We start from the raw sequence: 22,290 nt of genomic DNA on the forward strand, positions 1-22,290 counted from the left end.
TCACCTCCAGACAGGTCAACGTTTATCACGGAATACGGACGCGCCCGACTTGGTGTGCGCGCACGGTCACAACAGGCGGCGCAGGGCCTTCCTGTCGAGCTTGAGCACACTGGTGACCGGGATCGACTCGACGAAACGCACCTCGCGCGGGTACTTCACCCGTCCGACCCGGTCGCGCGCCCACTCGATCAGCTCCTCGGCGCTCTCCTCGGCCCCCGGCCTGAGCTGCACGAACGCCACGACCTCCTCGCCCAGCCGCGGGTCGGGACGGCCGACGACGCCCGACATGACCACGTCGGGATGCTGGTTGAGCGCGTCCTCGACGTCGCGCGGGAAGACGTTGAAGCCGCCGCGGATGATCAGGTCCTTCTTGCGGTCGACGATGTAGAGGTAGCCGTCGTCGTCCACGCAGCCGACGTCGCCGGTGCGCAGCTCGTCGCCGACCAGCGCGGTGCCCTCGGGGTCGGGTTCGTGCTCGCCCCAGTAGCCGAGCATCAGGGAGTCGCCGCTGACGCAGATCTCGCCGACGTCGCCGCACTCCACCGCCTCGCCCGCGGAGTCGCGGATGGTGATCGTGTAGCCGGCCAGCGGCAGCCCGACGCTGCCGGCCCGGCGCCTGCCCGGCGGGTTGAAGGTGGTGACGGCGCTGGTCTCGGTCAGGCCGTAGCCCTCCAGGATCTGCGTGCCCGGCATCCGGCGCTCGAACTCCTGCAGCGCCTCCCGGCCCAGCGGCGCCGCGCCGCAGGTGAGGTAGGCCAGGTCGGGGAGCGGGTGCGACTCCAGCGGCTGGGCCAGAAGCATGTGGATCATGGCGGGCACGACGGTGCCGTACTGGACGTGCTGCTCGGCGGCCAGTCTCAGGAACGCCTCCGGCTCGAACCAGCGCATGAGCACGGCCTGCTGGGGCTCGGTCGCGTGCAGGCCGGCCACGGTGATGATCAACCCGTACGCGTGCGAGAGCGGCACAGGCACGATCGCACGATTTTTCCCCTCTTGATGGGATATTTCGTACGCGTCCTTGGCGACCTGCCAGAGCCCGCGATGGCTCAGCATGACCCCCTTGGCGACGCCCGTGGTGCCGCCGGTGTACATGAGCGCGGCCAGGTCGCCGGGGTCCCTGCGCACCCGTTCGTGCTCTGTGGCGCTCTCCAGCTCGGCCGTGTCCACATATATCGGGACGTCCACCGCGGCGGCCCGTACGGTCTCCACAAGCTCGGGCGAGGTGACGACGGCGGACGCGCCGCTGTCGAGCAGGATGTGCCGCAGCTCCTCGGCCCCCACCAGGAAGACCACGGGCGTGACCACCGCGCCCGCCGCCCACAACGCCTGGTAGACGATCGGCACCTCGGGGGAGGTGGCCATCATCACGACCACCCGGTCGCCCGGCCCGATCCCGGCCTCGACGAACCCGCCGCACATCCGGCGCGCGCGTTCGGCCAGCGCGTGGCTGCGGTGCCAGACCCCTTCGTAGAACACCGAGTCGTGGTCGTCGAAGCGGTTCCATGACTCCTCGGCCAGCTGGCCCAGCGTTTGCTCGGTCACATGCACAACCTGATCGGAGGCGCCGCGCGCAGTCAACCCTGAACGTTCGCACGTCCGCCCTTGACTGACGATTGTGGACGATGCTCTCATGCCGAGTAAATGTCCAATATCGGCCTAGAGGATCATTCGAGTTTTCGAGTGGCGCTAGATCGTGTATTGGTGGGATAACTAGGGTTCCGTGCTACCAGATGGCCTGCTGCGGTTCTTGTCACCGGCCCGTCGCCCAGAGCAATGGAGGACATGATCGACATGCGCGCGCCGGCGGCCGTGGCCGCGAGCTTCGCGAGTAATGCCTGGTCAGAACGGTGGCTCCCGGGAGGCGCACGGGCAATCCATAAGCCGCGGAAACAAGTCGCCGGACAAAAACTTTCACGAAAGACATTTTCCGTAGACAACTTTCCAGTCAGGTCCGAGGTGACTTCGTGAGCGACACGCTTGAACAGGGCGAGAGCGATCTCGACGACAAAACGCTCATCGAGCGCGTCACCGCCATCAACGAGCAGCTCCGGCCTCTGGTCGGCCCGGTGGCCCGCGACCTCGACCGGCGCGCGGCCGACACCCTGCTGCGCTCCTACCTGGAGCCCGCCGGCTTCGCCGACGCGGTGCGCCGGCTGTCCATGCGCCACCTGCTCGTCCTGGTGGGGGAGGCGGACATGGGCAAGCGGCTCGGCGCCATCGCCCTGCTGTCGCGCATGTCGCTGGCCGAGGGCAGGATCACCGTGCTCTCGCCCGCCGGCAGCGCCGCCGACCTGCTCTCCAGGACGGAGTACGGGCCCGGGCGGGCGTACCTGCTGCACGACTGGATCGCCGGGAGCACCGACCGGAGCGAGCTGCTCGACCTGGCCCGCAAGCTCGCCGAGCTGGGGTCGTACCTGGTGATCACCCGGAACGGCGTCCCGTCGCAGGCGGTCGAGGTGGAGCAGCCGTGGTGCGCGCCCGACTCCGGCGACCTGTTCGACCTGTACCTGAGCGCGTTCGGCGGCCGGAGCGTACCGGCCGGGGCCGCCACCGCCCGGGTCCGCGCGCTGGCGCTGCCCACGCCCGCCGAGGTCGTCCGCCTGGCCACGCGCCTGGTGCGGGACGAGCCCGTGGGCGAGGAGGTGGCTGCCTGGTTCGACACCAAGCCGCCGATGCACGAGGTGCGGGCGGTGGCGGCGCTCGCGTTCGCGCACGGGCTGCCCGAGCCGGAGTTCGCCCGCCGGCTCGCCGCGTTCGAGCCGGTCCGGGAGGCCCACGAGGCGGGGCCGGGGCCGACCGGCGCGCCGCATCCGCTGATCGCCGTGCACGACGGTCTCGTCGTCTTCCGCCTCCCGCACCACCGCGCCCAGGTGCTCGGCGAGCTGGTCGCCCGGTACGGCTACTGGCTGTGGCAGCCGTTGCGCGAGTGGGCGCGCTCGCTGGCCCTGCAGGGGGACGACGTGCGCGCGCGGGCGGCCGAGGGGGTGGCGTTGCTGGCCGCCTGGTCGTTCAGGGAGGCGCGGCAGGAGTTCCTGGAGGTGTGGGCCCGGGGGCGGGCGGGCGAACGGCTGACGGCGGGCGGTGCGCTGTCGTACATGTGCGCCGACGACGCCCTCGCCCCCGAGGCCCTGCGGCTCGCGCTCACCTGGGCACGCGACCCGGCCGACCCGCGGGCGGTCGCGGCGGTCGCCGGACTGTGCGGCGGCCTGTCGCTGCGCTACCCGGCCGACGCGGCGGCCCACCTGCGCCGCCTGGCCGCCGGGGACGGCCCAGCGGCCCGGCTCGCGGCCCACGCGCTCACCCATCCCTGACCAGGACGCGGGCCTGGAAGGCGGGTCAGAGGCCGGCGACGCCGGTGATGCGGTGGAGGGCGAAGCGGTGGACGGCCGCCCTGGTCTCGTCGTACGCGGTCAGGTAGCCGCCCTCCATCCGGGCCGGCTCCAGGATGCGCGAAGTGGCGTTGCCCTGCGAGTCGAGGTAACCGATCCACACCCGTACGCCCTGCTTGATGGCGTCCTGGAGGGCCGAGATCGTGGCCGTGGCGGGCCCGCGGGGCACCGCGCCGCCCGGGGCGTCGACCGGCTCGCGCCGCGCCAGGTGAGCCGCGTCGCCCGCGCGCAGCGCGCGTACGGCCGCCGAGGCCACCTCGGGATCGAGCCCGCCGGCCGAGGCCACGGCGCGTACGGGCGCCACCCCCTCGGTACGCCTGCTGTCGAGCTGGGAGATGATCACGTCGCCGTCGAGCGACTCGGCGACCGGCGCGTACCCCATGGCCCGCAGCGAGTCCACCAGCGCCGCCCTGGACGAGCGCGAGGCGATCACCGTGGGGGCCAGCCGGCGCAGGCGCAGCGCGGCGGCACGGCGGTCGGCGGTGATCTGGTCGAGCAGCGCCGGATCGTCGCACCGGACGTAGGCGCTCGCCGTGCCCACCCGGATCCGCCCGTGCCGCCGGGCCACGTCCGTCACCAGGTACGACAGGGCCTGCGGCACCGGCGTGGCCGAATGGCGGGCCAGCATCGCCAGCAGCTCCTCGCCGCCGTGCCCGGCGTCGAGCGCCCGCCGGATCGAGCCCTCGCCGAACCGGTAGACGGTCGCCCCGCCCTTGGACTCGACGTCGGCGGTGAGCGTCATCCAGCGGTTGAGCTCGCTGGTCAGCGGCCCGGGGGCGACGGCGGTGAGGTCGGCCTGCAGCAGCACGTGGTCGACCGGCTCGGGCAGCAGCGGTGCGAGCAGGCCGGCCGCGTCGCCGCCGTCGAGCAGCGCCCGCCCGTGGCCGGACAGTGTGCCGAGCCCGGTCACGCCGATCTGCTCGGCCTCGCGCAGCGCGAACTCGGTCAGCTGCTCGCGCAGCGGCCCGCGCCGGCGCGGCTGCTCCCAGGCCAGGCGTTCGAGCACCGAGTCGCGGTCGGGCGCCAGGCCCGGCGCGGCGGCCAGCACGCCGAGCGCGGCCGTGCGCACCCCCGGCGCGGAGGCCCGGCGCAGGTCGGTGTGCAGGGCGTTGAGCGGCCGGTCGCGGTCGTCGCGCTCGCCGACCAGGCCGGGCACCCGGTCCATGTGCAGCCAGGCCGCGGCGAGCGTCACCCAGCGGTCGGCGGTGGCCCTGACCCGCCACAGGTCGTAGCCGGAGGTCGGCAGCCACTCGCCGTCGACGCCGCCGCCCGCGGCGACCAGCCCCGCCGCGTGCGCCACCTCGACGACCAGCGCCGCCGCCCATTCGGGCAGGTCGAGGTCGGTCGCGGTGCGCTTCATGTCGCGTACGCCGAGCCCGCCGGTGCGCAGCACCCCCGGCGGATCGATGCTCCACCGCTCGCACAGCTCCTCCACGGATCTGACGAACGAGAACGCCTGGCCCGCCGCCGTACGGTCGGCCAGCTCGCGGTCGCGCGCGGCCCCGCCGAGCGCGGGCGGCACGGCGAGCAGGTCGCGGTGGACGCGCCCGCCGCGCAGGTGCAGGCCCACCTCGCGGGGCAGCGTCACGCTCTCCTCGCCGGTGGCCGCCAGCAGCCCGCGCGCCAGCAGCTCCTCGATGGGCGAACGGGCCGAGGACACGCGCACCTCGCGCCTGGCGTTGGGCACCCGCCCGGTCGGCGGCCCCCACACGAGCTGGTCGAGCGCGCCCCTGGCCTCGGCCGAGACCGCCGCCACCAGGGTCTCGGGGGTGGCCAGCGCGGCGGCCAGCCGCTCCTTGCCGGACCCGTCGGTGCCGGGGGCGACGTCGTCGGCCATCTCGTCGAGCTGCTCGGGCGGGTGGTGCCGGAACACGTCGACGACCCTGGGGCCGAGCCCGGCGGGCTCCTCCAGGACCTTGCGCACGCCCGGCCCGAGGTCAAGGGCGTTGTCGGGGCCGAAGACCAGCGCCAGGTCACGCAGCCGGTCGAGGGCCGCGCTCAGCGCGGGCTCGGGCCTGCCCGCCGCCAGCGCCCGCCCGACCAGGCCGCGCAGCGCCGCCTTCGTCACCGGCCCGTCCTGTACGGCCAGCGTCTCGACGACGGCCAGCGTGAACCGGTCGAGCCGGTCGAGCACCCTGCCGATCGCCGAAGGGCTGGCGGCCCGCGCGGCCAGCCCTTCCAGATGCGCGGGCACCGGAGTGATCAACTCAGGCCGCGCGGAGACGAGCGCCCGAAGCTGTTCGTCGGTGCGCCCCCTGATCCACTCCGTGAACTCCATCGTTGCCATGGTATGTCCCCCCTGATCGGGGCAGCATTGCCAGACGTGATAGAGCGCGCGGACCAAATGGTCCTGAACTACGTCAGCAGGGCGGCCGACGCGGCGCACGGCGTGCTCAGGCCCGACCAGCGGCTCGACTTCGCACGGCGGCTGCGGGCCAGGATCGAGGCGGAGCGGCGGGGCAGCCAGGACGCCCGGGACGTCGCGAAGGTGCTGACGCGCTTCGGCGACCCGGCGGCCCTGGTGGAACGCGAGGCCCGCCGCCTGGCCCACCCACCCGCGGACCCCGCCGGCAGTGTGCTCAGGGGGCGGCCGCGCGACGTCGCCGCCGTCGTGGTGCTGGCGCTGGCCGCGCTGCTGGTGCCGGTGGGGCTGCCGGCCGTGGCGATCTTCCAGGTGCCGGTGCTGGTGTGGGCGGCGGGGGCGGTGGCCGTGCTGTTCAGCGACACGTGGACGGTGGGCGACAAGCTGGCCGGGGCCGGGGCTGGAGGCGTTCGTCGCCCGGTTCTTCGAGGTCAGCGGAGTCATGTTCATGATCGGTACGGCTCTGGGCGTCGTCTGGCCGGCCTACCGGCTGCTCGACGTCAGCTGACCGGCGCGGGGCTGGGGAGCAGGCCGACGGCCAGGCGTACCCAGGCGGCGACGAACTGGTCCTTCTCCGCGTGGCCCGGCATCTCGCCCACGGTCTCCTGGAACAGCCGGTAGTGGACCACCGAGCCGCCGAGCACCGCGGCGATGCCCGTCCAGTCGACCTTGGCGTCGGCGTACTCGGGCTGGGCGCGGAACCAGGTGGTGATCGCGTCGAACATGGGCTGCAGCAGCCCCTCGCGGACCACCGCGACCAGCTCGGGGAACTGGCTCAGGTCCCGGAAGAACACCCGGGTGAGCTCCGACTCCTCCCGCACCTTGGCCAGGCCCGCCCGGCACAGCAGCGACAGGCGGTCCTCCAGACCGGCGGCGGCCTCCATGGTGCTCAGCTCGGCCAGGCTCTCGGCGACCTGGCTCCTGGTGCGGGCGGCGTGCTCGTTGATCGCGGCCGCGAGCACCTCGTACTTGGACTTGAAGTGCCTGTAGAGCCCGCCCGCGCCGGGGGAGAGCCCTGAGGCGGCCTCGATCTCGGCCACGGAGGTGGCGGCGTAGCCACGCTCGGCGAACAGCCGCAGGGCCTCGTCGATGATCCGCTCACGGGTCGATCTGGTCATGTCTGTGCAGATACCTCCGCAACGAGAGTAGTCGTTAGGGCGCAGCGCGCCTGACCAGGCCCGCCAGCGCCGAACCGGCCACGAGCCACACCAGCGCGGCCAGCCCGTCGTTGACGAGCGTGGTCCAGCGCGGGTCGGTGAGCTGGAACAGGTTGGCCAGGCCCAGCGAGAGCCCCGCGGCCAGCGACTCGACGAGCTGGTACCAGCCGTTGGCCGGGTTGGCCCGGAACACCGTGAAGACGGCGTGCAGCGCCAGGGAGAGCGCCGCCAGCCTGGACGCCAGCCGCACCGCGTACGCCACCGACGCCACGACGCGCCGCCAGGCCGTCACCGGCGTGCCGCGCGGCCGGGCGGGCCGGTGGGGACGGGGAGCGGCGGCGGCGACGAGCCGGTCTCCCGTGCCGGTCGTGCGGGGGGTCTCTGACACGGTCACTCCTCTCCGATAAGTAATTCCTTTCTGCCCATTCCCAGAGTCCCACAACAAGGGCCGTTACCGACGTCGATGCGGCGTTTGGCATCCTGCACGGGTGACTACCTCAGTGGGTTTCGACCTGGACATGACATTGGCCGACACGCGATCAGGCATCGCGGCCGTTTACGACGAGCTGTCAAGCCGTTTGGGCGTGCACATCGACAGCGGTGAGATCGTCACCCGGCTGGGGCCGCCGCTCGAGTACGAGCTGGCCAACTGGATGCCGGCGGCGGCCATTCCCGCGGCCGCCGAGCTGTTCCGGGAGATCTATCCCGCGGTGGGCGTTCCGGTGCACACCGCGATGGCGGGCGCGTACGAGGCCATCGCCGCCGTACGGGCCCGCGGCGGCCGGGTGATCGTGGTGACGGGCAAGAACCCGCGCGACGCCGCCGGCACCGTCGAACTGCTCGGGCTGGCCGTGGACGAAGTGGTCGGATCGGTGTTCGGGGCCGCCAAGGGAACGGCACTCGCGCGCTTCGGCGCGGCGGCTTATGTTGGTGACCATGTCGCCGACATCGAGGCGGCACGCGCGGGCGGCGCCATGAGCGTGACCGTCGCGACGGGCCCTTACACGGTGGGAGAGCTGCGTGAGCACGGAGCCGATGTGGCGCTCGCCGACCTGACCGAATTCGCCGACTGGTTCGCCGGATGGCGTGCGCGCGCCGAACTACGGTAATTGCCCGGCATTTTCCCGGTCGCCTCCGCGCGCTTCGGGGCATAACCTACATCCATTCATCCTTTTCGACTGTTTGAACGAGGTCCTCCTGTGCCGAGTGGCAAGGTCAAGTGGTACGACGCCGACAAGGGTTTCGGCTTCCTCACCCGTGACGACGGCGGTGAGGTCTTCGTGCATTCCTCCGCGCTTCCCACAAACGCCGGCCCGCTCAAGCCAGGCCAGAAGGTGGAGTTCGGCGTGGCCGAGGGACGCCGGGGCCAGCAGGCGTTGTCGGTCAGGATCCTGGACCAGCCGCCGACCCTGGCCAAGACGAAACCCAAGGGCAAGCGGAAGACGCCCGACGAGATGGTCGTCATCGTCGAAGACCTGATCAAGCTGCTCGACGGCGTCTCCACCTCCTACCAGCGGGGCAAGCACCCCGAGGCGGCGCACGCCAAGAAGATCGCCCAGGTGCTCAGGGCCGTCGCGGACGACCTCGACGCCTAACCGCCCGGGTTCGTCAGGGGTTTGGTGTGGTCGAGGGTCTCGGTCCGTTGCTGATCGGGGGCCTCGGCCCGCTGCCCGGCCAGCTTGGCCTCGGCCGCCCGCACCCGTCCGCGCCTGGTGACCAGCAGCCAGCCGAGCGCGCCGGTCAGCACGACGGCCGGCGCGACGAAGCCGGCCATGGAGCTGCGGGTCAGCGACAACACCAGCCCGAGCAGGCCGCCGAACACCCAGGCGAACTGCAGCACCGCCTCCACCACCCCGAACGTGGACGAGCGCACCTCCTCGCCGATCTCCCGCTGCACGATCGCGTCGAGCGCGAGCTTGCCCAGCTCCTGGGCGAACGCGGTGACCAGCGAGACCGCCAGCGCGGTCCACAGGCCGAACAGGACGGCCGTGGCGATCGTGGTCGCGGCCGTCACCGCCAGCGTGACCAGCACGATCACCTGGGGAGCGTGGTTGCGCGTCCAGTTGGCGACCGCGGCGCCGGCCAGGCCGCCCAGCCCGGCGGCCAGCGCGAGCAGCGCGATCGTCTTGGGCACGTCGAGGAACGAGCCGGCCGCCGCCGGCGCGGCCAGCCACGGCACCGCTTTGTCCTGGACCAGGAAGAGCAGGAAGAACACCAGGAAACCGGAGAAGATCCGGAGCGCCACGTTGGCCCAGACCGCCTCGGCCACGGCCGGGCCCACCTTGAGCAGGGTGCGCCAGCGCGGCGCCACGCCCTCCTCCTCCTGGTCGGGCGAGTCGACGTGCCGCGGCAGGCGTACGGCGGCGACGCCGAGCAGCAGGAAGGCCGGCATGGCAATGCGCAGCACCACGGCGCTGCCCAGCCACGCCGTCAGGCCCGCGCCGACCGGCACCGCCACCCCCGCCGCGACCAGCGTGAACAGCGCCACCCGCGCGTTGGCCGAGACCAGGGTGATGTCGGCGGGCAGCACGCTCGGCATGATCGCCGCCCTGGACACGTTGTACGCCTTCGACAACACCAGCACGCCCAGCGCGCCGATGAACAGCGTCGGCAGGTCGCCCGCCCCCACCGCGGCGGCCATGGCGAAGCAGAGCAGCCCGCGGCCGAACAGCGTGCCGGCCATCACGTAGCGGCGCCCCGACCTGAACCGGTCGAGGATCGGCCCCACGAACGGCGCGAGCAGCCCGAACGGCAACATCGTGATGACCAGGTAGAGCGCGACCGACCCGCGCGCCTCGCCGACCGGCACGCCGAAGAACACCGTGCTGGCCAGGGCCACCGTGACCAGGGCGTCGGCGGCGCTGTTGCCGGCCGACAGCTCGATCAGCCGGCCGAGCCCCGTACGGCCCGCGCCGCCCGCGTACGTCAGCTTCCTGGTCGCCCTGCCCGCCTTGCGCGCGCCCGCGGCGGTGGCGCGGCCGGCCCGGACGGTGCCGCTCGCGGTGGCCCGGCCCGCGCGCACGCCGGCGCGTCCCGCGCCGCCGATGGCATGACCCATCCGCCGCGAGATGTCCCGAGCCTGCTCCCAGCCACCCCCCACGCCTACCAGTCTTACCCGATTCACCCCTCTTCTCAGCTTCGGATCGGCGGTTGTGGGTCTGCCAGGTCCGCCTATGGGTGAGAATGAAGTGTGAGCGAACAGCACCTTCAGGCGGAGGCGGCCCGATGAGCCGCACCCGGGCCCGCGTCCCCGCTCCCGACCAGGCCTGCGTCGCCGCAGTCGATCTGGCGCGCGCCGCGGCGCAGGAGCTGGCGCACCCGGGCGAGGCCGGCGAGCACCTCGGCTTCGAGAGCGAGGGCGACCGGATCGTCACCCACTACTTCGCCTGCCTCGACCGGGCCTATCGCGGCTGGCGGTGGGCCGTCACGGTCACCCGCGCCTCGCGCGCGAAGAAGGTCACGGTCAGCGAGGCCGTGCTGCTGCCCGGCTCCGGGGCGCTGCTCGCCCCCGAGTGGCTGCCGTGGAGCGAGCGGCTGCGGCCGGGCGACCTGGGCGTCGGCGACCTGCTGCCGACCCCCGACGACGACGACAGGCTGGCGCCCGGTTTCACCGAGCTCGACGAAGACGCCGATCGCCAGATGGTTTTCGAGTACGGCCTGGGCCGAGCCCGTGTGCTCTCGGCCATCGGCAGAGACCGGGCTGCCAGACGCTGGCACGCGGGCGAGCACGGGCCACACACTCCGATCGCACACGCCGCGCCCGCGCAGTGTTCCACCTGCGGGTTCTACTGGCTGCTCTCCGGTGAGCTGCGGCTGTCGTTCGGCGTCTGCACCAACGAGTACGCCCCCGACGACGGCAAGGTCGTCGCCGCCGACCACGGCTGCGGCGCCCACTCGGAGGCGGCCGTGCTGCCCCCGCCGGTCGAGCAGGCCATCCCCATCCTCGACGACCTGGGTTACGACCTGATCGAGGAGGAAGAGGGCTCGGTGGACGGATCCGCCACCGAGGAGCTCGGCCACTCCTGACCGGAGCACGAGCACGGCGGTTTCGTCGGTCAGGGGGGCTAACCTACCCTGGCCCCTCTTCACTCGACCAGGATCGTGATCGATGACCGACACCTTTGGCACTGACCGGATGCGAGCCGCCGTCCTCTCCGCCTGGACGGCCTCGCCCGCCCGGTTCCGCGAGGACGCCAACGCCGAGGAGGACTTCGCGCTCGGCGGCTACCGCGACCGGCTGATCGTCGAGCTCGCCCAGAACGCCGCCGACGCGGCGCTGCGCGCGGGGGTGCCAGGGGTGTTGCGGCTGACGTTGCGCGGCGACGTGCTGACGGCCGCCAACACCGGCGCCCCGCTCGACGCGACCGGCGTGGAGGGTCTGTCCACGTTGCGCGTGTCGGGCAAGCGCGACGAGATCGGCGCGGCCGGCAGGTTCGGCGTGGGCTTCGCGGCCGTCGTGTCCGTCTGCGACGAGCCGGCCATTGGCTCGCGCGGCGGCGGCTCGGTGCGCTGGTCGCGGGCCGGCACGTCCGAGCTGGTCGCGGGCATTCCCGTGCTGGCGGGTGAGCTGGCCGACCGGGCGGGCCACGTGCCGCTGCTCAGGCTGCCGTTCGACGCGCCGCCGCTGGAGGTGCCCGATGGGTTCGACACGCTCGTCCGGCTGCCGCTGCGCGACGCCGCGGCGGTCGACGCCGTCCGGGTCATGCTGGCCGAGACCAGCCCGGCGCTGCTGCTCGGCCTGCCCGCGCTGGAGGCCATCGAGATCGACCTCGACGGCGCCACCCGCACGGTCGTGGCCGACGGCTGGCACGTCGTGTCGGACTCCGGCGAGTTCACCGCCGACGAGGTCGCCAGGCTGTTCGCCGACCGGCCCACCGAGGAGCGGGCGCGGCCCTTCTGGTCGCTGCGCTGGGCGGTGCCCGTCACCGGCACCGGCGAGCCCGGCCCGCTGCCCGCCGCCGTGCCGCCCGTCGTGCACGCCCCGACGCCGAGCGACGAGCCCGTCGACCTGCCCGCGCTGCTGATCGCGTCCTTCCCGATGGCCACCGACCGGCGGCACGTCGCCAAGGGGCCGCTCACCGACTTCCTGGTCGAGCGGGCGGCCGACGCCTACGTCCGGCTGCTGGGCGAGCTGCCTCGCACGTCCAGGCTGCTCGACCTGGTGCCGTCCCTCATGGGCAAGGGCGAGCTCGACGCGCGTGTCCGGCGGGCCGTGCTCGAACGCCTGCCGTCCGCGCCGCTGCTGCCCGCGTTGTCGGCGCCCGCGCCCGCGGTCCAGACCCCCTCCTTCGCCGAGGCCGAGGTCTACGAGCCCGACGCCGAGTGGCGGGTCGAGCATCCGGCGCGAGAGCCCGAGGGCGACGGCTGGGTGGTCGCGGGCCGGGAGGCGGCCGTCGTGGCCGGGGCCACCGCCGAGCTGCTCGACACCGTGGCCGCCTTCGTGCCGGGGCTGCTGCCCGCCGGGTGGCCGGCCAGGCATCCGGCCATGGTCGCCCTGGGCGTGCGCCGGGTGGAGCTGGCCGACGTGGTCGACCTGCTGTCCGGGGAGGCCGTGGAGGCGCGTGAGCCGTCCTGGTGGCGCTCCCTGTACGCGGTGCTGCCCGCCGACGATCCCGAGTCGCTGGGCGCGCTGCCGGTGCCGCTGACCGACGGCCGTGTGGTGCGCGGCCCGCGCGGCACGCTGATCCTGACCGACGGCGGCGCCGACCTCGACCTCACCCCGCTCGGGCTGCGCATCGTGCATCCGGAGGCGGCCCATCCGGCGCTGCTGCGGCTGGGCGCCGCCGAGGCCACCCCGCGCACGGTGCTCGAAGACCCGCTGACCAAGGCCGCCGTCGCGCAGTCGCTCGACAGCGCCGACCCCGAGCCGGTCGCGCGGGCCGTGTTGTCGCTGGTGGCGGCGTCCGGGCTGGTTCCGGGCGAGGCGCCGTGGCTGGCCGAGCTGGCGCTGCGCGGCGCCGACGGCGAGCTCTACGCGGCCGGTGAGCTGATGCTCGCCGACGGGGCCCTGGCCGGGCTGCTGGCCGCCGACAGCCACCTCGGCGTGGCCGCGCCCGAGCTGGAGGAGACCTACGGGGCGCGGGTGCTGGCGGCGGCGGGCGTGCTCGACGGGTTCGCCGTCGCCCACGACTCCGACGTGCTGCTCGACCACGACGACTGCGACCACGACCTCGACGGCGAGGACGATTGGCTCGACCACGTGCTCGACCTGCTGCCCGACCTCGCGGTGCCGCCGGTGGTGGCCGAGTTCGCGGCGGTGCGCGACCTTGAGCTGGTGGCCGACTGGGCGGCCGCGCTGCCGCTGCTGACCCGCCCGCCGCTGCGGGCCGCGCTGCACCCGCTGCGCGTCGAGGGCGTGGAGGTGCCCTCCTACACGGCGTGGTGGCTGGCCAACCATCCGGTGCTCGGCGGTCGCAAGCCGCTTGAGCTGCGGCTGCCCGGCGCCGACCCGCTCCTGCAGGGCCTCTACGCCGACGCGCCGGCCGGGCTCGACGAGGCGGCGCTGTCGATGCTCGGCGTGCGCACCACGCTCGCCGAGCTGCTGGCCGCCCACGGCGGCCCCGAGGAGCTGCTGGAGCTGATGGCCGACCCGGCGATCGAGGTCGATCGGGCGCAGCTGCGGGCGTTGTGGATCGCGCTGGCCGCCGTCGATCCGTCCCGGGTCGAGCCGCCCTCGCGGGTGCGCGCGGTGCTCGGCGGCGACATCGTGGTGGCCGCCGCCGAGGACGCCGTGGTGGTCGAGGCCCCCGACCTGCTGCAGCTCGTCACCGACCGGCCGCTGGTGCTGGCCTCCTACGACCTGGCCGAGGCGCTGTCGGAGCTGCTCGACCTGCCGCTGGCCGGCGAGCTGGCCACCGGCGAGGTGACCTCGCAGGGCGAGGTGCGCGCGGTGCCGCCGCAGGTGCGCTCGCTGCTGCCGACGGCGCCCGAGACGTACGTCGAGCACGAGAAGCTGCTGGTCGACGGCGTCGCCTGCACGTGGCGCTTCTTCGAGGGCGCGGTCCACTGCACCGGCGTCGACGGGCTGGCCCGCGGGCTGGCCTGGGCCACGGGCCAGTGGAACGACCGGCTGGCCGTGGCCGCGCTGCTGCGCGACCCGGAGGCGGTGCCGCTGCTGCTGGCCGAGGCCGACCTGTCCTGAGACCGGCGGGCCGCCTCCCCGTTCGGGGGGCGGCCCGCCGCGGTCAGGCCGCGCAGGTGGTGCCCGCCGCCGGCACCTTCCCGTTCAGCAGGTACGCGTCCACCGCGCGCGTCACGCACCCGTCGCCGCTCAGGTAGGCGCCGTGGCCCTCGCCCTCGTACGTCATGAGCACGCCGGTCCTCAGCTTGGCGTTGAGCGCGGTGGCCCACTCGTACGGCGTGGCCGGGTCGCCCTTGCCGCCGATGACCACGATGGGCGCCGAGCCGGTGGCGTCGATGCGCTTGGCCGCGTCGTCGCCGGGGGTGGGCCAGTGGCCGCAGGCGGTGGCGGTGCCGTCCGCCGACAGGATGGGGAAGATCTTCTTGATCCTGTCGTCCACCCGGGCCATGTCGGCGGCGGTCGGGCGTTCGGTGGTGTCGGCGCAGGTGATGGCCTGCAGGCTGGTCATCATGGTGGAGTAGGTGCCGTCGGGCCGCCGTCCGGTGTAGGCGTCGGCCAGGGCGAGCAGGGTGGCGCCGTCGCCCTTGATGCCGGCCGCGGCGGCCTGCTCCAGCACCGGCCAGGCGGACTTGGCGTACAGCGGGGTGATGACGGCGAGCTGGGCCAGGCCGTAGGTGAGCTGCCGGTCGCCGACCTTGAGCGGCTTGCTCCTGAGCCCGTCGAGCAGCTTCTCGACGGCGCTCCGCACGGCGGCCGGGTCCTGGCCGAGGTCGCAGGTCTGGGCCACGCAGTCTTCGGCGAACGCCTCGAAGGCGTGGGCGAAGCCGGTGGCCTGGGTGACGGCGCGCTGCTCGAAGGTGACCGTGGGGTCGAAGGCGCCGTCGAGGACGAAGCGGCCGACGTTCGCGGGGAAGCGGGTGGCGTAGACGGCGCCGAGGTGGGTGCCGTAGGAGAAGCCGAAGTAGTTGAGCCGCCGGTCGCCGAGCGCGGCCCTGATGCGGTCGAGGTCCTGGGCGGCGTTCACGGTGCCCACGTGGGGCAGGATCTTGCCCGAGTCCTTCTCGCAGGCGGCGGCGAACTTCTTCGACATCGCCTCGCCGTCGGCCCCGGCGGGCGCGGCGAGGAGGGCGTCGAGCTTGCCGCCGCATTTGACGCCCGCGCTGCGGTCGACGCCGCGGGGGTCGAAGCTGACGAGGTCGTAGCGGGTGCCCAGGCTGCCGAACGCCTTCGCGGCCTGGGCCAGCGTGTCGACGCCGGACCCGCCGGGCCCGCCGAAGTTGAGGACCAGCGAGCCGAGCGGGTCGCCGGTGGCCTTGATCCGGATCAGCGCCAGGTCGATCTTCTGGCCGCCGGGGTCGCCGTAGTCGAGCGGCACCTGGACGGCCCCGCACTGGACGGCCTCGTCCTTGGGCAGCGGCTTGCCGTCGGGCCCGGTCAGCCCGGTGCACGGGCTCCAGGCGACGGTGCCCTTGCCGGGGCCGGCCTGCTTCGCGGGCTCACCTGTGGTGCCGCACCCGGCGAGGACGGCGGCGCCCAGCAGGATCGTCAACATCGCCTTCTTCATGCTGACCAGCCTGCCGGGACGGTGTCCGCCCAGGTAGTGGAGGGAGACATGGCTTCCTGATGACTTCGGAGATGTCCGGAAGATGATGAATGTCAACCCCGGCGCGGACGGCGGACGAACCACATGCCGAAGAGGCCGAAGCCGACCCCGGTGACGCAGGTCCAGATCCACCACGTGTTCTCGGGGGCCGGGCGGAAGATCAGCAGGACGATCAGGGCGACGGCCCACAGGGCGGTGCCGGCACCGACGGCGGCCGTGTCGTTGGTCTTGATCGGCTCGGGATCAGGGTGCCACTGCTGCTTCACGTGTCCACCCTAGCTTCCAATCGGGTCTCGATCCGATTGCGGACACTTTTCCCAGCTCACCAGTACTGTCACTCTTCGCCCCGTGAGTGACATGCGTAATGCAATAGACCGTTTCTTCGCAATCTCTGCACGAGACTCCACGATCTCCCGTGAGGTACGTGGCGGCCTGGCCACGTTCTTCACGATGGCCTACATCGTGGTGCTGAACCCGATCATCCTCGCCTATGGCAAGGACATCGACGGCCAGGTCATCGGCGATGGCACGACCCCGCAGGTGGCGCTGGTCGCCGCGGGCACGGCGTTCGTGGCGGGCATCCTGACGATCATCATGGGCGTGGTCGGCCGGGTGCCGTTCGCGATGGCCGCCGGGCTCGGGCTCAACGCCTTCGTGACCTTCAACATCGCCACGGTGATGACCTGGGAGGAGGCCATGGGCCTGGTCTTCCTCGAAGGCGTCATCATCGCGATCCTGGTGCTGACCGGCCTGCGGACGGCGGTGTTCCACGCCATCCCGGCCCAGCTCAAGACCGCCATCAGCGTCGGCATCGGCCTGTTCATCGCGCTGATCGGCTTCGTGGACGCCGGTTTCGTGCGCAAGGCCGCGGGCACGCCGCTGGAGCTGGGCATCGGCGGCCAGCTCACCTCCTGGCCGGTGTTCGTGTTCATCGTGGGCCTGCTGGCCACCGCCGCCATGGTGGCGCGGAAGGTCAAGGGCGCGATCCTGATCGGCATCGTCGGCTCGACCGTCCTGGCGATGGTCGTCCAGGCGGTCACCAAGGTGGGCGCGGCCTCGCCCAAGAACGCCGGCGGCTGGCAGCTCAACGTCCCCGCCATCCCCGCCGCCGACAAGATCTTCGGCTTCCACAACCCGCTGACGCTGTTCACGGAGTTCGACCCGATCGGCGCCTTCAGCCGGATCTCCGTGCTGCTGGCCGTGCTGTTCGTGTTCACCCTGCTCATCACCGACTTCTTCGACACGATGGGCACGATCGTCGGCGTCGGTCGTCAGGCGGGCCTGGTCCAGGCCGACGGCACGCTGCCGCGGACCAAGGAGATCCTGCTCGTCGACTCGATCGCCGCGGCGGCGGGCGGCGCCGGCTCGGTCTCGTCGAACACCACCTACATCGAGTCGGCCGCCGGCGTCGGGGAGGGCGCGCGGACCGGTCTGGCCAGCGTGGTCACCGGTGTGCTGTTCCTGGTCGCCATCTTCTTCGCGCCGTTGGTCGCCGTCGTGCCCTACGAGGCCGCCACGCCCGCGCTGGTCGTCGTCGGCTTCCTCATGATGACCGCCATCCGCGACATCGACTGGGACGACTACGAGATCGCCATCCCGGCCTTCCTCACCATCGTCGTCATGCCGTTCACCTACTCCATCTCGAACGGCATCGGCGCCGGCTTCATCAGCTACGTGCTGGTCAAGGTCGTACGGGGCAAGGCGCGCGAGATCCACCCGCTGATGTGGGGCGTCACCGCGCTGTTCGTCCTCTACTTCGCGATCGGCCCGATCCGGGCCGCGATCGGTCTCTGACCTCGATGTCCAGGAGCCGCCCCGCGCATGTGGGGCGGCTTCGGGGTATCAAGGAGTGAGACGAACCTGACCTAGGGAAATATCTTGCCTTCGCATATAGTTAGCAAAGGTAATGAGACGTGCTAATGAACAACCAGCCCAAGATGGACCTGCGCAGCGACGCGGGCCTGGCCTCAGCCCTGCGCGTGTCGATGGCAAGGCTGACCAGGCGACTCCGGCGTCAGGCGGCGGCGCACTCGCTGACGCCCACCCAGTTCGCGACGCTCGCCGCCGTGGAACGGCATTCCGGGATAACCCCCGGCGAATTGGCCGAGCTAGAGAAGGTGCAACCGCCCTCGATGACGCGCGTGATCGCCGCGCTAGAGGAACGCGGCCTGGTCGCACGCACCCCGCACCCGACCGACCGGCGTCAGGTGACCGTGACCGTGACCGAGGCCGCCCAGACGCTGCTGAAGGAGGAACGCCGCCGCAAGGAGGCGTGGCTGACACAGCGGCTGAAGGAGCTCTCGCCGGAGGAGCGGTCGATCCTGCGGCAGGCGGCGCCGATCCTGGAGAAGCTCAGCAAGATATAGAGCCTGAGCAACCCAAGACCGGGATGTTCCGGTCGCTCAAGGTTCGCAACTATCGCATGTTCGCGGCAGGTGGCGCCGTCTCCAACGTCGGCACCTGGCTGCAGCGCACCGCCCAGGACTGGCTGGTGCTCGACCTGACCAAGGGCCCGCACGGCGTGGGAGGCAGCGCGGCGGCCCTCGGCCTGGCGACCGCCCTGCAGTTCCTGCCGATGTTGCTGTTCGGGCTCTTCGGCGGCGTGCTCGCCGACCGATACCCCAAGCGGCCCATCCTCATCGCCGCCCAGTCGATGATGGCGGTGCTCGCGCTCACCATCGGCGTGCTGACCATGACCGGCACCGCGCAGGTCTGGCACGTGTTCGTGATGGCGTTCCTGCTCGGCCTGATCTCCTGCGTCGAGGTGCCGACCAGGCAGGCGTTCGTGGTCGAGATGGTCGGACGGCAGGACCTGCCCAACGCCATCGCCCTGAACAGCTCCATCTTCAACCTCGCCCGCGTGGTGGGCCCCGCGCTGGCCGGCATCCTGATCTCCGTGCTGGGCGGCACCGGACCGATCTTCCTGATCAACGCGCTCACCTTCGGCGCGGTGATCTCCAGCCTGGTCTTCATGCGGAAGTCCGAGCTCAACCTGTCCGAGCCGGTGCCCAGGGCCAAGGGCCAGCTCAGGGAGGGCCTGCGGTACGTGCTGCGGCGCGAGGAGCTCCTCATGCCGATACTGCTGATCGCCTTCGTGTCGATGTTCTCGCAGTCGTTCTCGATGTCGATCGCGCTGATGGCCCGCGAGGTGTTCGGCGCCGGGGCGTCGTCGTTCGGGCTGGCCTCCAGCATGTTCGCGGTGGGCGCGCTGGGCGGCGCGCTGCTGGCGGCGCGGCGGGCCAGACTCTCGCGCAAGGTGCTCTTCTCCGGGGCGATCGGGTTCGGGCTGTTCCAGGTGCTGACCGGGCTGGCCCCCTTCTACCCCGTCTATCTGCTGCTACTCGTCCCGACCGGCATCGCGTTGATCACCATCAACACGGCCGCGAACGCGAGTGTGCAGATCGCCACGTCCCCCGAGATGCGGGGCCGGGTCATGGGCATCTACATGCTGGTCTTCACCGGGGGAGCGCCTGTCGGGGCGCCGCTGATCGGGTGGCTGTCGGAGCTGGGCGGGCCGCGTACGGGCGTGCTGCTGTCGGGCGTGCTCGTCCTGGTGGGCACCGGGCTCGCGGTGCTGGTGACCAAGCTGATCGGCAACCGGATGGCCAGGCCCGCGCTGGCGATGGCGTGATCCGTTCCCGTCCGGGGGACAATCGCATGACATGAGGCTCTTCGCGGCCGTGGTTCCGCCTGAGGAGGCGCTCGACGAGGTCGAGCGGGCCGTGGCGCCGTACGTCGGGCAGGTGCCGGGGCTGCGCTGGGCCGGCCGCCCTACCTGGCACGTCACGCTGGCCTTCTACGGCGAGGTGCCCGAACGGGCGCTGCCCGACCTGCGGGTGCGCCTGGAGCGGGCCGCCCACCGGCACACGGTGCTCGACCTGGCCCTCGCCGGGGCCGGGGCGTTCTCCTCGGCGCGGCGGGCCAGGGTGCTCTGGGCCGGGGTCGCGGGCGACTCCATGACCCGGCTGGCCGACTCGGCCCGCGCGGCCGGCCGCCGCGCGGGGGCCGTGCAGACCGACGAGAAACGGTTCCACGCGCACCTCACCCTGGCCAGGGCCCGGACGGACACCGACCTCAGAGAGCTGGTGGAGTCGCTGGCCGGGTTCGCCGGGACGCCGTGGCGGGCCGAGCGGCTGCACCTGTTCCACAGCCACACCGGGCCTGCGGTGAGGTACGAGTCACTCGGCGATTGGGCGCTCGCACCGGTGAAGCGGGGCTAGGCTCCAGGGCGTGGACCGTCCTCGCCCCTGGCTGCTGCCCCTCGTGCTCGGCCTGCTGTTCCTGATCGTTCTGCTCGGCGCCCTGCTGACCTGAGCCGCCCCGGGCGGCCGGGCCCGTGGTCGTGCCGGGCCCGGCCGGTCACGCCGTCACCAGGCGTAGTCCTCCGGGGCGGTGCGGTGACCGGGGAAGATCTCGTCGAGGCGGGCCAGGGTGGCCTCGTCCAGCTCGATCTCCAGCGTGCGCATGCTGCCTTCGAGCTGCTCCAGCGTGCGCGGGCCGATGATCGGGGCGGTGACCGCGCGCTGCCGCAGCAGCCAGGCCAGCGCCACGTACGCCGGGTCCTCGCCCAGCTCGTCGCAGAGCTTCTCGTACGCCTCGATCTTGTCCCGGTGCTTGTCCAGCTCCCGGACCATGGTGTCGGAGGCGGACCGGCCCTTGTCGATCTTGCGTAGGACGCCGCCGAGCAGCCCGCCGGCCAGCGGGCTCCACGGGATCACGCCGATGCCGTAGTCCTCGCAGGCGGGCAGCACCTCCAGCTCCACCGTCCGGGTGAGCAGGTTGTAGTGGCTCTGCTCGCTGGTCAGCCCGAACGTGCCGCGCCGCGCCGCCGTCTCCTGGGCCTTGGCGATGTGCCAGCCCGCGAAGTTGGACGAGCCCACGTAGATGACCTTGCCCTGCTGCCGCAGGACCTCCATGGCCTCCCAGAACTCCTCGAAAGGCGTGTTCCGGTCGACGTGGTGGGCCTGGTAGATGTCGATGTAGTCGGTCTGCATGCGCTTCAGCGAGGCGTCGCAGGCCCGGCGGATGTTCAGTGCCGACAGGCGGCGCTCGTTGGGCCAGTCGCCCATGTCGCCGTAGAGCTTGGTCGCGATGACCGTGCGCTCGCGACGGCCGCCGCCCTGGGCGAACCAGCGGCCCAGGATGTTCTCCGTGATGCCCTCGCCCTTCTTCCAGCCGTAGACGTTCGCGGTGTCGAAGAAGTTGATGCCCAGGTCGTGGGCCTTGTCCATGATCGCGAAGGAGTCTTCCTCCGAGGTCAGCGGGCCGAAGTTCATCGTGCCGAGGCAGAGCGGGCTCACCTGGAGGCCGCTGCGTCCGAGGTTGACATAGTCCATGGGGTCCACACTAAATACCTGGAGTGCGCTCCAGGCCATAGGCTGAGTTCATGATCTGCGCGGGGTCGTCGTGATCGTCCTGCTCCGCGCCGCGTTGCCGATCTTCCTGGCGATGGTCACTGGCATGGTGGGCACGCTGGTGATCACGTCCGTGCTCGGCAACCACGAGACGGTCGCGCTGGCCGCCTTCGCGGTGATGACCGCGGTGCTCACGCCCGCCACCGCCGCCGTGCAGGGCGCGCTGCGGGGGCTCGGGCCGTTCGTGGCGCCGTACCGGGACGATCCGGGCGCGGCGGTGCCCGTCGTACGGGACGCGCGCTGGCTCAGCCTGGCCACGGGCACGCTGGGGGCGCTCGCCGTGATCTGCGTGCCCGTGCTCGCGCGGGTGAGCGGGGTGCCCGCCGAGGTGGTCGGCGAGTTGGGTCTGCTGCCCTGGTGTCTGGCCGGCTACCTGCTGGTCTTCGCCTCGACCGGCGGCGCGAGCACGATCCTGGTGGCGCTCGGGCGCAGCCGCGACGTGTTGTGGCCCAGCCTGACCTTCGGTCTGGTGCTGAGCGTGCTGACCGTGGTGCTGGCGCCGCGGATCGGTCTCGACGGCGTGGGCGTGGCCTGGCTGGTCGCCGGGGTGGTGGCCGCGGTCGTGGCGAGCCTCCTGCTGCGCCGGGCGCTCGGGCGGCCGATCGGGCAGGGGCGGCCCAGGATGACCGAGATCGTCCGGCTGGCCAGGGTCAGCGTGCCGCTGGCGGCGACCGTGCTGATCAAGTTCGGGGTGCTCGGCGTGGTCACGTTCGCCGCGGGCACGACCGGCGCCCGCGACACCGCGGCGCACGCGGTGCTGACCACGCTCACCGGCCTCCTCATGCTGGCCTCGCTCTCCGTCGCCCAGGCGTCGGTGCCCGAGGTGGCCCGCGCCGGCGACCCGGCCGCGGCGCGGCGGGCCAACCGCGCCGCCGCGCTGCTCGCCGTCGCCGGGACGCTGGCCGCGGCCCTGGCGCTGCTCCTGCTCGGCGAGCGGGTGCTCGGGCTGTTCACCGGTGACGCGGCCGTACGCGAGCGGGCCCTCGCGCTGCTGCCGCTGATGTTGGTGTCGTCGCTGGCCGACGCCGCGCAGGCAGTGCACGGCATGGGGCTGACCGCGCTCAAGAGGTCCGGCGCCAGCCTGGCCTACTTCGTTATCGGCTACGGCGCGCTCCTGGCGGCCGCGGTGCCGGTGGCGCGGACGTGGGGCATCACCGGGCTCTGGGCGGCCATGGCGGCGGCCAACGTCCTGCTCCTGGTGCTCCAGGGGGCCGGGTTCCGCCGGCACAGCGCCCGCGTGGGCGCGGCCGAGGCGGTGGCCTGAGCGTCCCGGGCGCAGCCGTG

At 72.6% G+C, this 22,290-nt stretch carries 18 protein-coding genes; 10 read left to right on the forward strand and 8 right to left on the reverse strand.

Annotation, left to right across the window (positions count from 1 at the left end):
* Positions 1 to 66: 66 nt before the first annotated feature.
* Positions 67 to 1,542, reverse strand: coding sequence for an AMP-binding protein (locus tag ABZ459_RS28105; protein WP_357976169.1), 1,476 nt, complete (start codon positions 1,540 to 1,542; stop codon positions 67 to 69).
* Between the two features lie 422 nt (positions 1,543 to 1,964).
* On the opposite strand from ABZ459_RS28105, the gene ABZ459_RS28110 reads away from it, so the two are divergent.
* Positions 1,965 to 3,311 carry a hypothetical protein gene (locus tag ABZ459_RS28110; RefSeq protein WP_357976172.1) on the forward strand — a complete coding sequence of 449 codons (1,347 nt, stop codon included), beginning with the start codon at positions 1,965 to 1,967 and terminating at the stop codon, positions 3,309 to 3,311.
* A 25-nt stretch (positions 3,312 to 3,336) separates the two neighbouring features.
* Here ABZ459_RS28110 and ABZ459_RS28115 read toward each other — a convergent pair whose 3' ends face one another.
* From ABZ459_RS28115 to ABZ459_RS28125, 3 genes are all read right to left on the reverse strand, one after another.
* Positions 3,337 to 5,667: a helicase-associated domain-containing protein gene (locus ABZ459_RS28115; protein ID WP_357976175.1), complete on the reverse strand. Its 2,331-nt coding sequence runs from the start codon at positions 5,665 to 5,667 to the stop codon at positions 3,337 to 3,339.
* Between the two features lie 584 nt (positions 5,668 to 6,251).
* On the reverse strand, positions 6,252 to 6,869 hold the full coding sequence (locus ABZ459_RS28120) for a helix-turn-helix domain-containing protein (RefSeq protein ID WP_357976178.1): 618 nt from the start codon (positions 6,867 to 6,869) through the stop codon (positions 6,252 to 6,254).
* Between the two features lie 34 nt (positions 6,870 to 6,903).
* Positions 6,904 to 7,296, reverse strand: coding sequence for a hypothetical protein (locus ABZ459_RS28125; RefSeq protein WP_357976181.1), 393 nt, complete (start codon positions 7,294 to 7,296; stop codon positions 6,904 to 6,906).
* A 112-nt stretch (positions 7,297 to 7,408) separates the two neighbouring features.
* Here ABZ459_RS28125 and ABZ459_RS28130 point away from each other — a divergent pair, with 112 nt between their 5' ends.
* The gene (locus ABZ459_RS28130) at positions 7,409 to 8,017 is read left to right on the forward strand and encodes a haloacid dehalogenase-like hydrolase (protein WP_357976184.1); all 609 of its coding nucleotides are present in this window, start codon (positions 7,409 to 7,411) and stop codon (positions 8,015 to 8,017) included.
* Positions 8,018 to 8,107: 90 nt separating this feature from the next.
* The gene (locus ABZ459_RS28135; RefSeq protein WP_352320910.1) at positions 8,108 to 8,503 is read left to right on the forward strand and encodes a cold-shock protein; all 396 of its coding nucleotides are present in this window, start codon (positions 8,108 to 8,110) and stop codon (positions 8,501 to 8,503) included.
* Here ABZ459_RS28135 and ABZ459_RS28140 read toward each other — a convergent pair.
* Entirely contained in the window at positions 8,500 to 9,966 is a 1,467-nt protein-coding gene (locus ABZ459_RS28140; protein ID WP_357976187.1) for an MFS transporter, read from the reverse strand. The two genes, ABZ459_RS28135 and ABZ459_RS28140, sit on opposite strands and share 4 nt — an antisense overlap.
* A 167-nt stretch (positions 9,967 to 10,133) precedes the next feature.
* Between ABZ459_RS28140 and ABZ459_RS28145 the strand changes: the two genes are divergently transcribed.
* Positions 10,134 to 10,934: a DUF3027 domain-containing protein gene (locus tag ABZ459_RS28145; RefSeq protein ID WP_357976190.1), complete on the forward strand. Its 801-nt coding sequence runs from the start codon at positions 10,134 to 10,136 to the stop codon at positions 10,932 to 10,934.
* An 82-nt stretch (positions 10,935 to 11,016) separates the two neighbouring features.
* A complete protein-coding gene (locus ABZ459_RS28150; RefSeq protein WP_357976192.1) occupies positions 11,017 to 14,049 on the forward strand; it encodes a hypothetical protein in 3,033 nt (1,010 codons plus the stop codon).
* A gap of 43 nt (positions 14,050 to 14,092) precedes the next feature.
* On the opposite strand, the gene ABZ459_RS28155 is transcribed toward ABZ459_RS28150, so the two are convergent.
* Both ABZ459_RS28155 and ABZ459_RS28160 read right to left on the reverse strand, forming a co-directional pair.
* Entirely contained in the window at positions 14,093 to 15,553 is a 1,461-nt protein-coding gene (locus ABZ459_RS28155; protein ID WP_357976195.1) for an alpha/beta hydrolase, read from the reverse strand.
* 92 nt (positions 15,554 to 15,645) lie between these two features.
* Positions 15,646 to 15,858, reverse strand: a complete 213-nt coding sequence (locus ABZ459_RS28160; protein WP_357976197.1) for a DUF2530 domain-containing protein — start codon at positions 15,856 to 15,858, stop codon at positions 15,646 to 15,648.
* A 91-nt stretch (positions 15,859 to 15,949) separates the two neighbouring features.
* Here ABZ459_RS28160 and ABZ459_RS28165 point away from each other — a divergent pair, with 91 nt between their 5' ends.
* The 4 genes from ABZ459_RS28165 (at position 15,950) to thpR (ending at position 19,812) form a co-directional block, all read left to right on the forward strand.
* A complete protein-coding gene (locus ABZ459_RS28165; RefSeq protein ID WP_357976200.1) occupies positions 15,950 to 17,386 on the forward strand; it encodes an NCS2 family permease in 1,437 nt (478 codons plus the stop codon).
* A gap of 125 nt (positions 17,387 to 17,511) precedes the next feature.
* Positions 17,512 to 17,958 (forward strand): MarR family transcriptional regulator, encoded by a 447-nt coding sequence (locus tag ABZ459_RS28170; RefSeq protein WP_357696577.1) that lies wholly within the window; start codon positions 17,512 to 17,514, stop codon positions 17,956 to 17,958.
* A gap of 23 nt (positions 17,959 to 17,981) precedes the next feature.
* Positions 17,982 to 19,223: an MFS transporter gene (locus ABZ459_RS28175; protein WP_357976203.1), complete on the forward strand. Its 1,242-nt coding sequence runs from the start codon at positions 17,982 to 17,984 to the stop codon at positions 19,221 to 19,223.
* Positions 19,224 to 19,254: 31 nt separating this feature from the next.
* Positions 19,255 to 19,812, forward strand: a complete 558-nt coding sequence (thpR, locus tag ABZ459_RS28180; protein ID WP_357976206.1) for an RNA 2',3'-cyclic phosphodiesterase — start codon at positions 19,255 to 19,257, stop codon at positions 19,810 to 19,812.
* Between the two features lie 147 nt (positions 19,813 to 19,959).
* Here the strand turns inward: thpR and ABZ459_RS28185 are convergent, their stop codons facing one another.
* The gene (locus ABZ459_RS28185; protein WP_357976209.1) at positions 19,960 to 20,928 is read right to left on the reverse strand and encodes an aldo/keto reductase; all 969 of its coding nucleotides are present in this window, start codon (positions 20,926 to 20,928) and stop codon (positions 19,960 to 19,962) included.
* Between the two features lie 70 nt (positions 20,929 to 20,998).
* Between ABZ459_RS28185 and ABZ459_RS28190 the strand changes: the two genes are divergently transcribed.
* Positions 20,999 to 22,270 carry an MATE family efflux transporter gene (locus tag ABZ459_RS28190; protein ID WP_357976212.1) on the forward strand — a complete coding sequence of 424 codons (1,272 nt, stop codon included), beginning with the start codon at positions 20,999 to 21,001 and terminating at the stop codon, positions 22,268 to 22,270.
* Positions 22,271 to 22,290: the final 20 nt, after the last annotated feature.

Source organism: Nonomuraea sp. NPDC005692 (assembly GCF_040631115.1).
In the GTDB taxonomy this organism is placed as follows: Bacteria; Actinomycetota; Actinomycetes; order Streptosporangiales; family Streptosporangiaceae; genus Nonomuraea.

Excerpts from the sequence above, each read along its gene's own strand:
- ABZ459_RS28115 (WP_357976175.1), bottom strand. The coding sequence starts at position 5,667 with ATGGAGTTCACGGAGTGGATCAGGGGGCGCACCGACGAACAGCTTCGG.
- ABZ459_RS28120 (WP_357976178.1), bottom strand. The coding sequence starts at position 6,869 with ATGACCAGATCGACCCGTGAGCGGATCATCGACGAGGCCCTGCGGCTG.
- ABZ459_RS28140 (WP_357976187.1), bottom strand. The coding sequence starts at position 9,966 with ATGGGTCATGCCATCGGCGGCGCGGGACGCGCCGGCGTGCGCGCGGGC.
- ABZ459_RS28145 (WP_357976190.1), top strand. The coding sequence starts at position 10,134 with ATGAGCCGCACCCGGGCCCGCGTCCCCGCTCCCGACCAGGCCTGCGTC.
- ABZ459_RS28150 (WP_357976192.1), top strand. The coding sequence starts at position 11,017 with ATGACCGACACCTTTGGCACTGACCGGATGCGAGCCGCCGTCCTCTCC.
- ABZ459_RS28155 (WP_357976195.1), bottom strand. The coding sequence starts at position 15,553 with ATGAAGAAGGCGATGTTGACGATCCTGCTGGGCGCCGCCGTCCTCGCC.
- ABZ459_RS28165 (WP_357976200.1), top strand. The coding sequence starts at position 15,950 with ATGCGTAATGCAATAGACCGTTTCTTCGCAATCTCTGCACGAGACTCC.
- ABZ459_RS28170 (WP_357696577.1), top strand. The coding sequence starts at position 17,512 with ATGAACAACCAGCCCAAGATGGACCTGCGCAGCGACGCGGGCCTGGCC.
- ABZ459_RS28175 (WP_357976203.1), top strand. The coding sequence starts at position 17,982 with ATGTTCCGGTCGCTCAAGGTTCGCAACTATCGCATGTTCGCGGCAGGT.
- thpR (WP_357976206.1), top strand. The coding sequence starts at position 19,255 with ATGAGGCTCTTCGCGGCCGTGGTTCCGCCTGAGGAGGCGCTCGACGAG.
- ABZ459_RS28185 (WP_357976209.1), bottom strand. The coding sequence starts at position 20,928 with ATGGACTATGTCAACCTCGGACGCAGCGGCCTCCAGGTGAGCCCGCTC.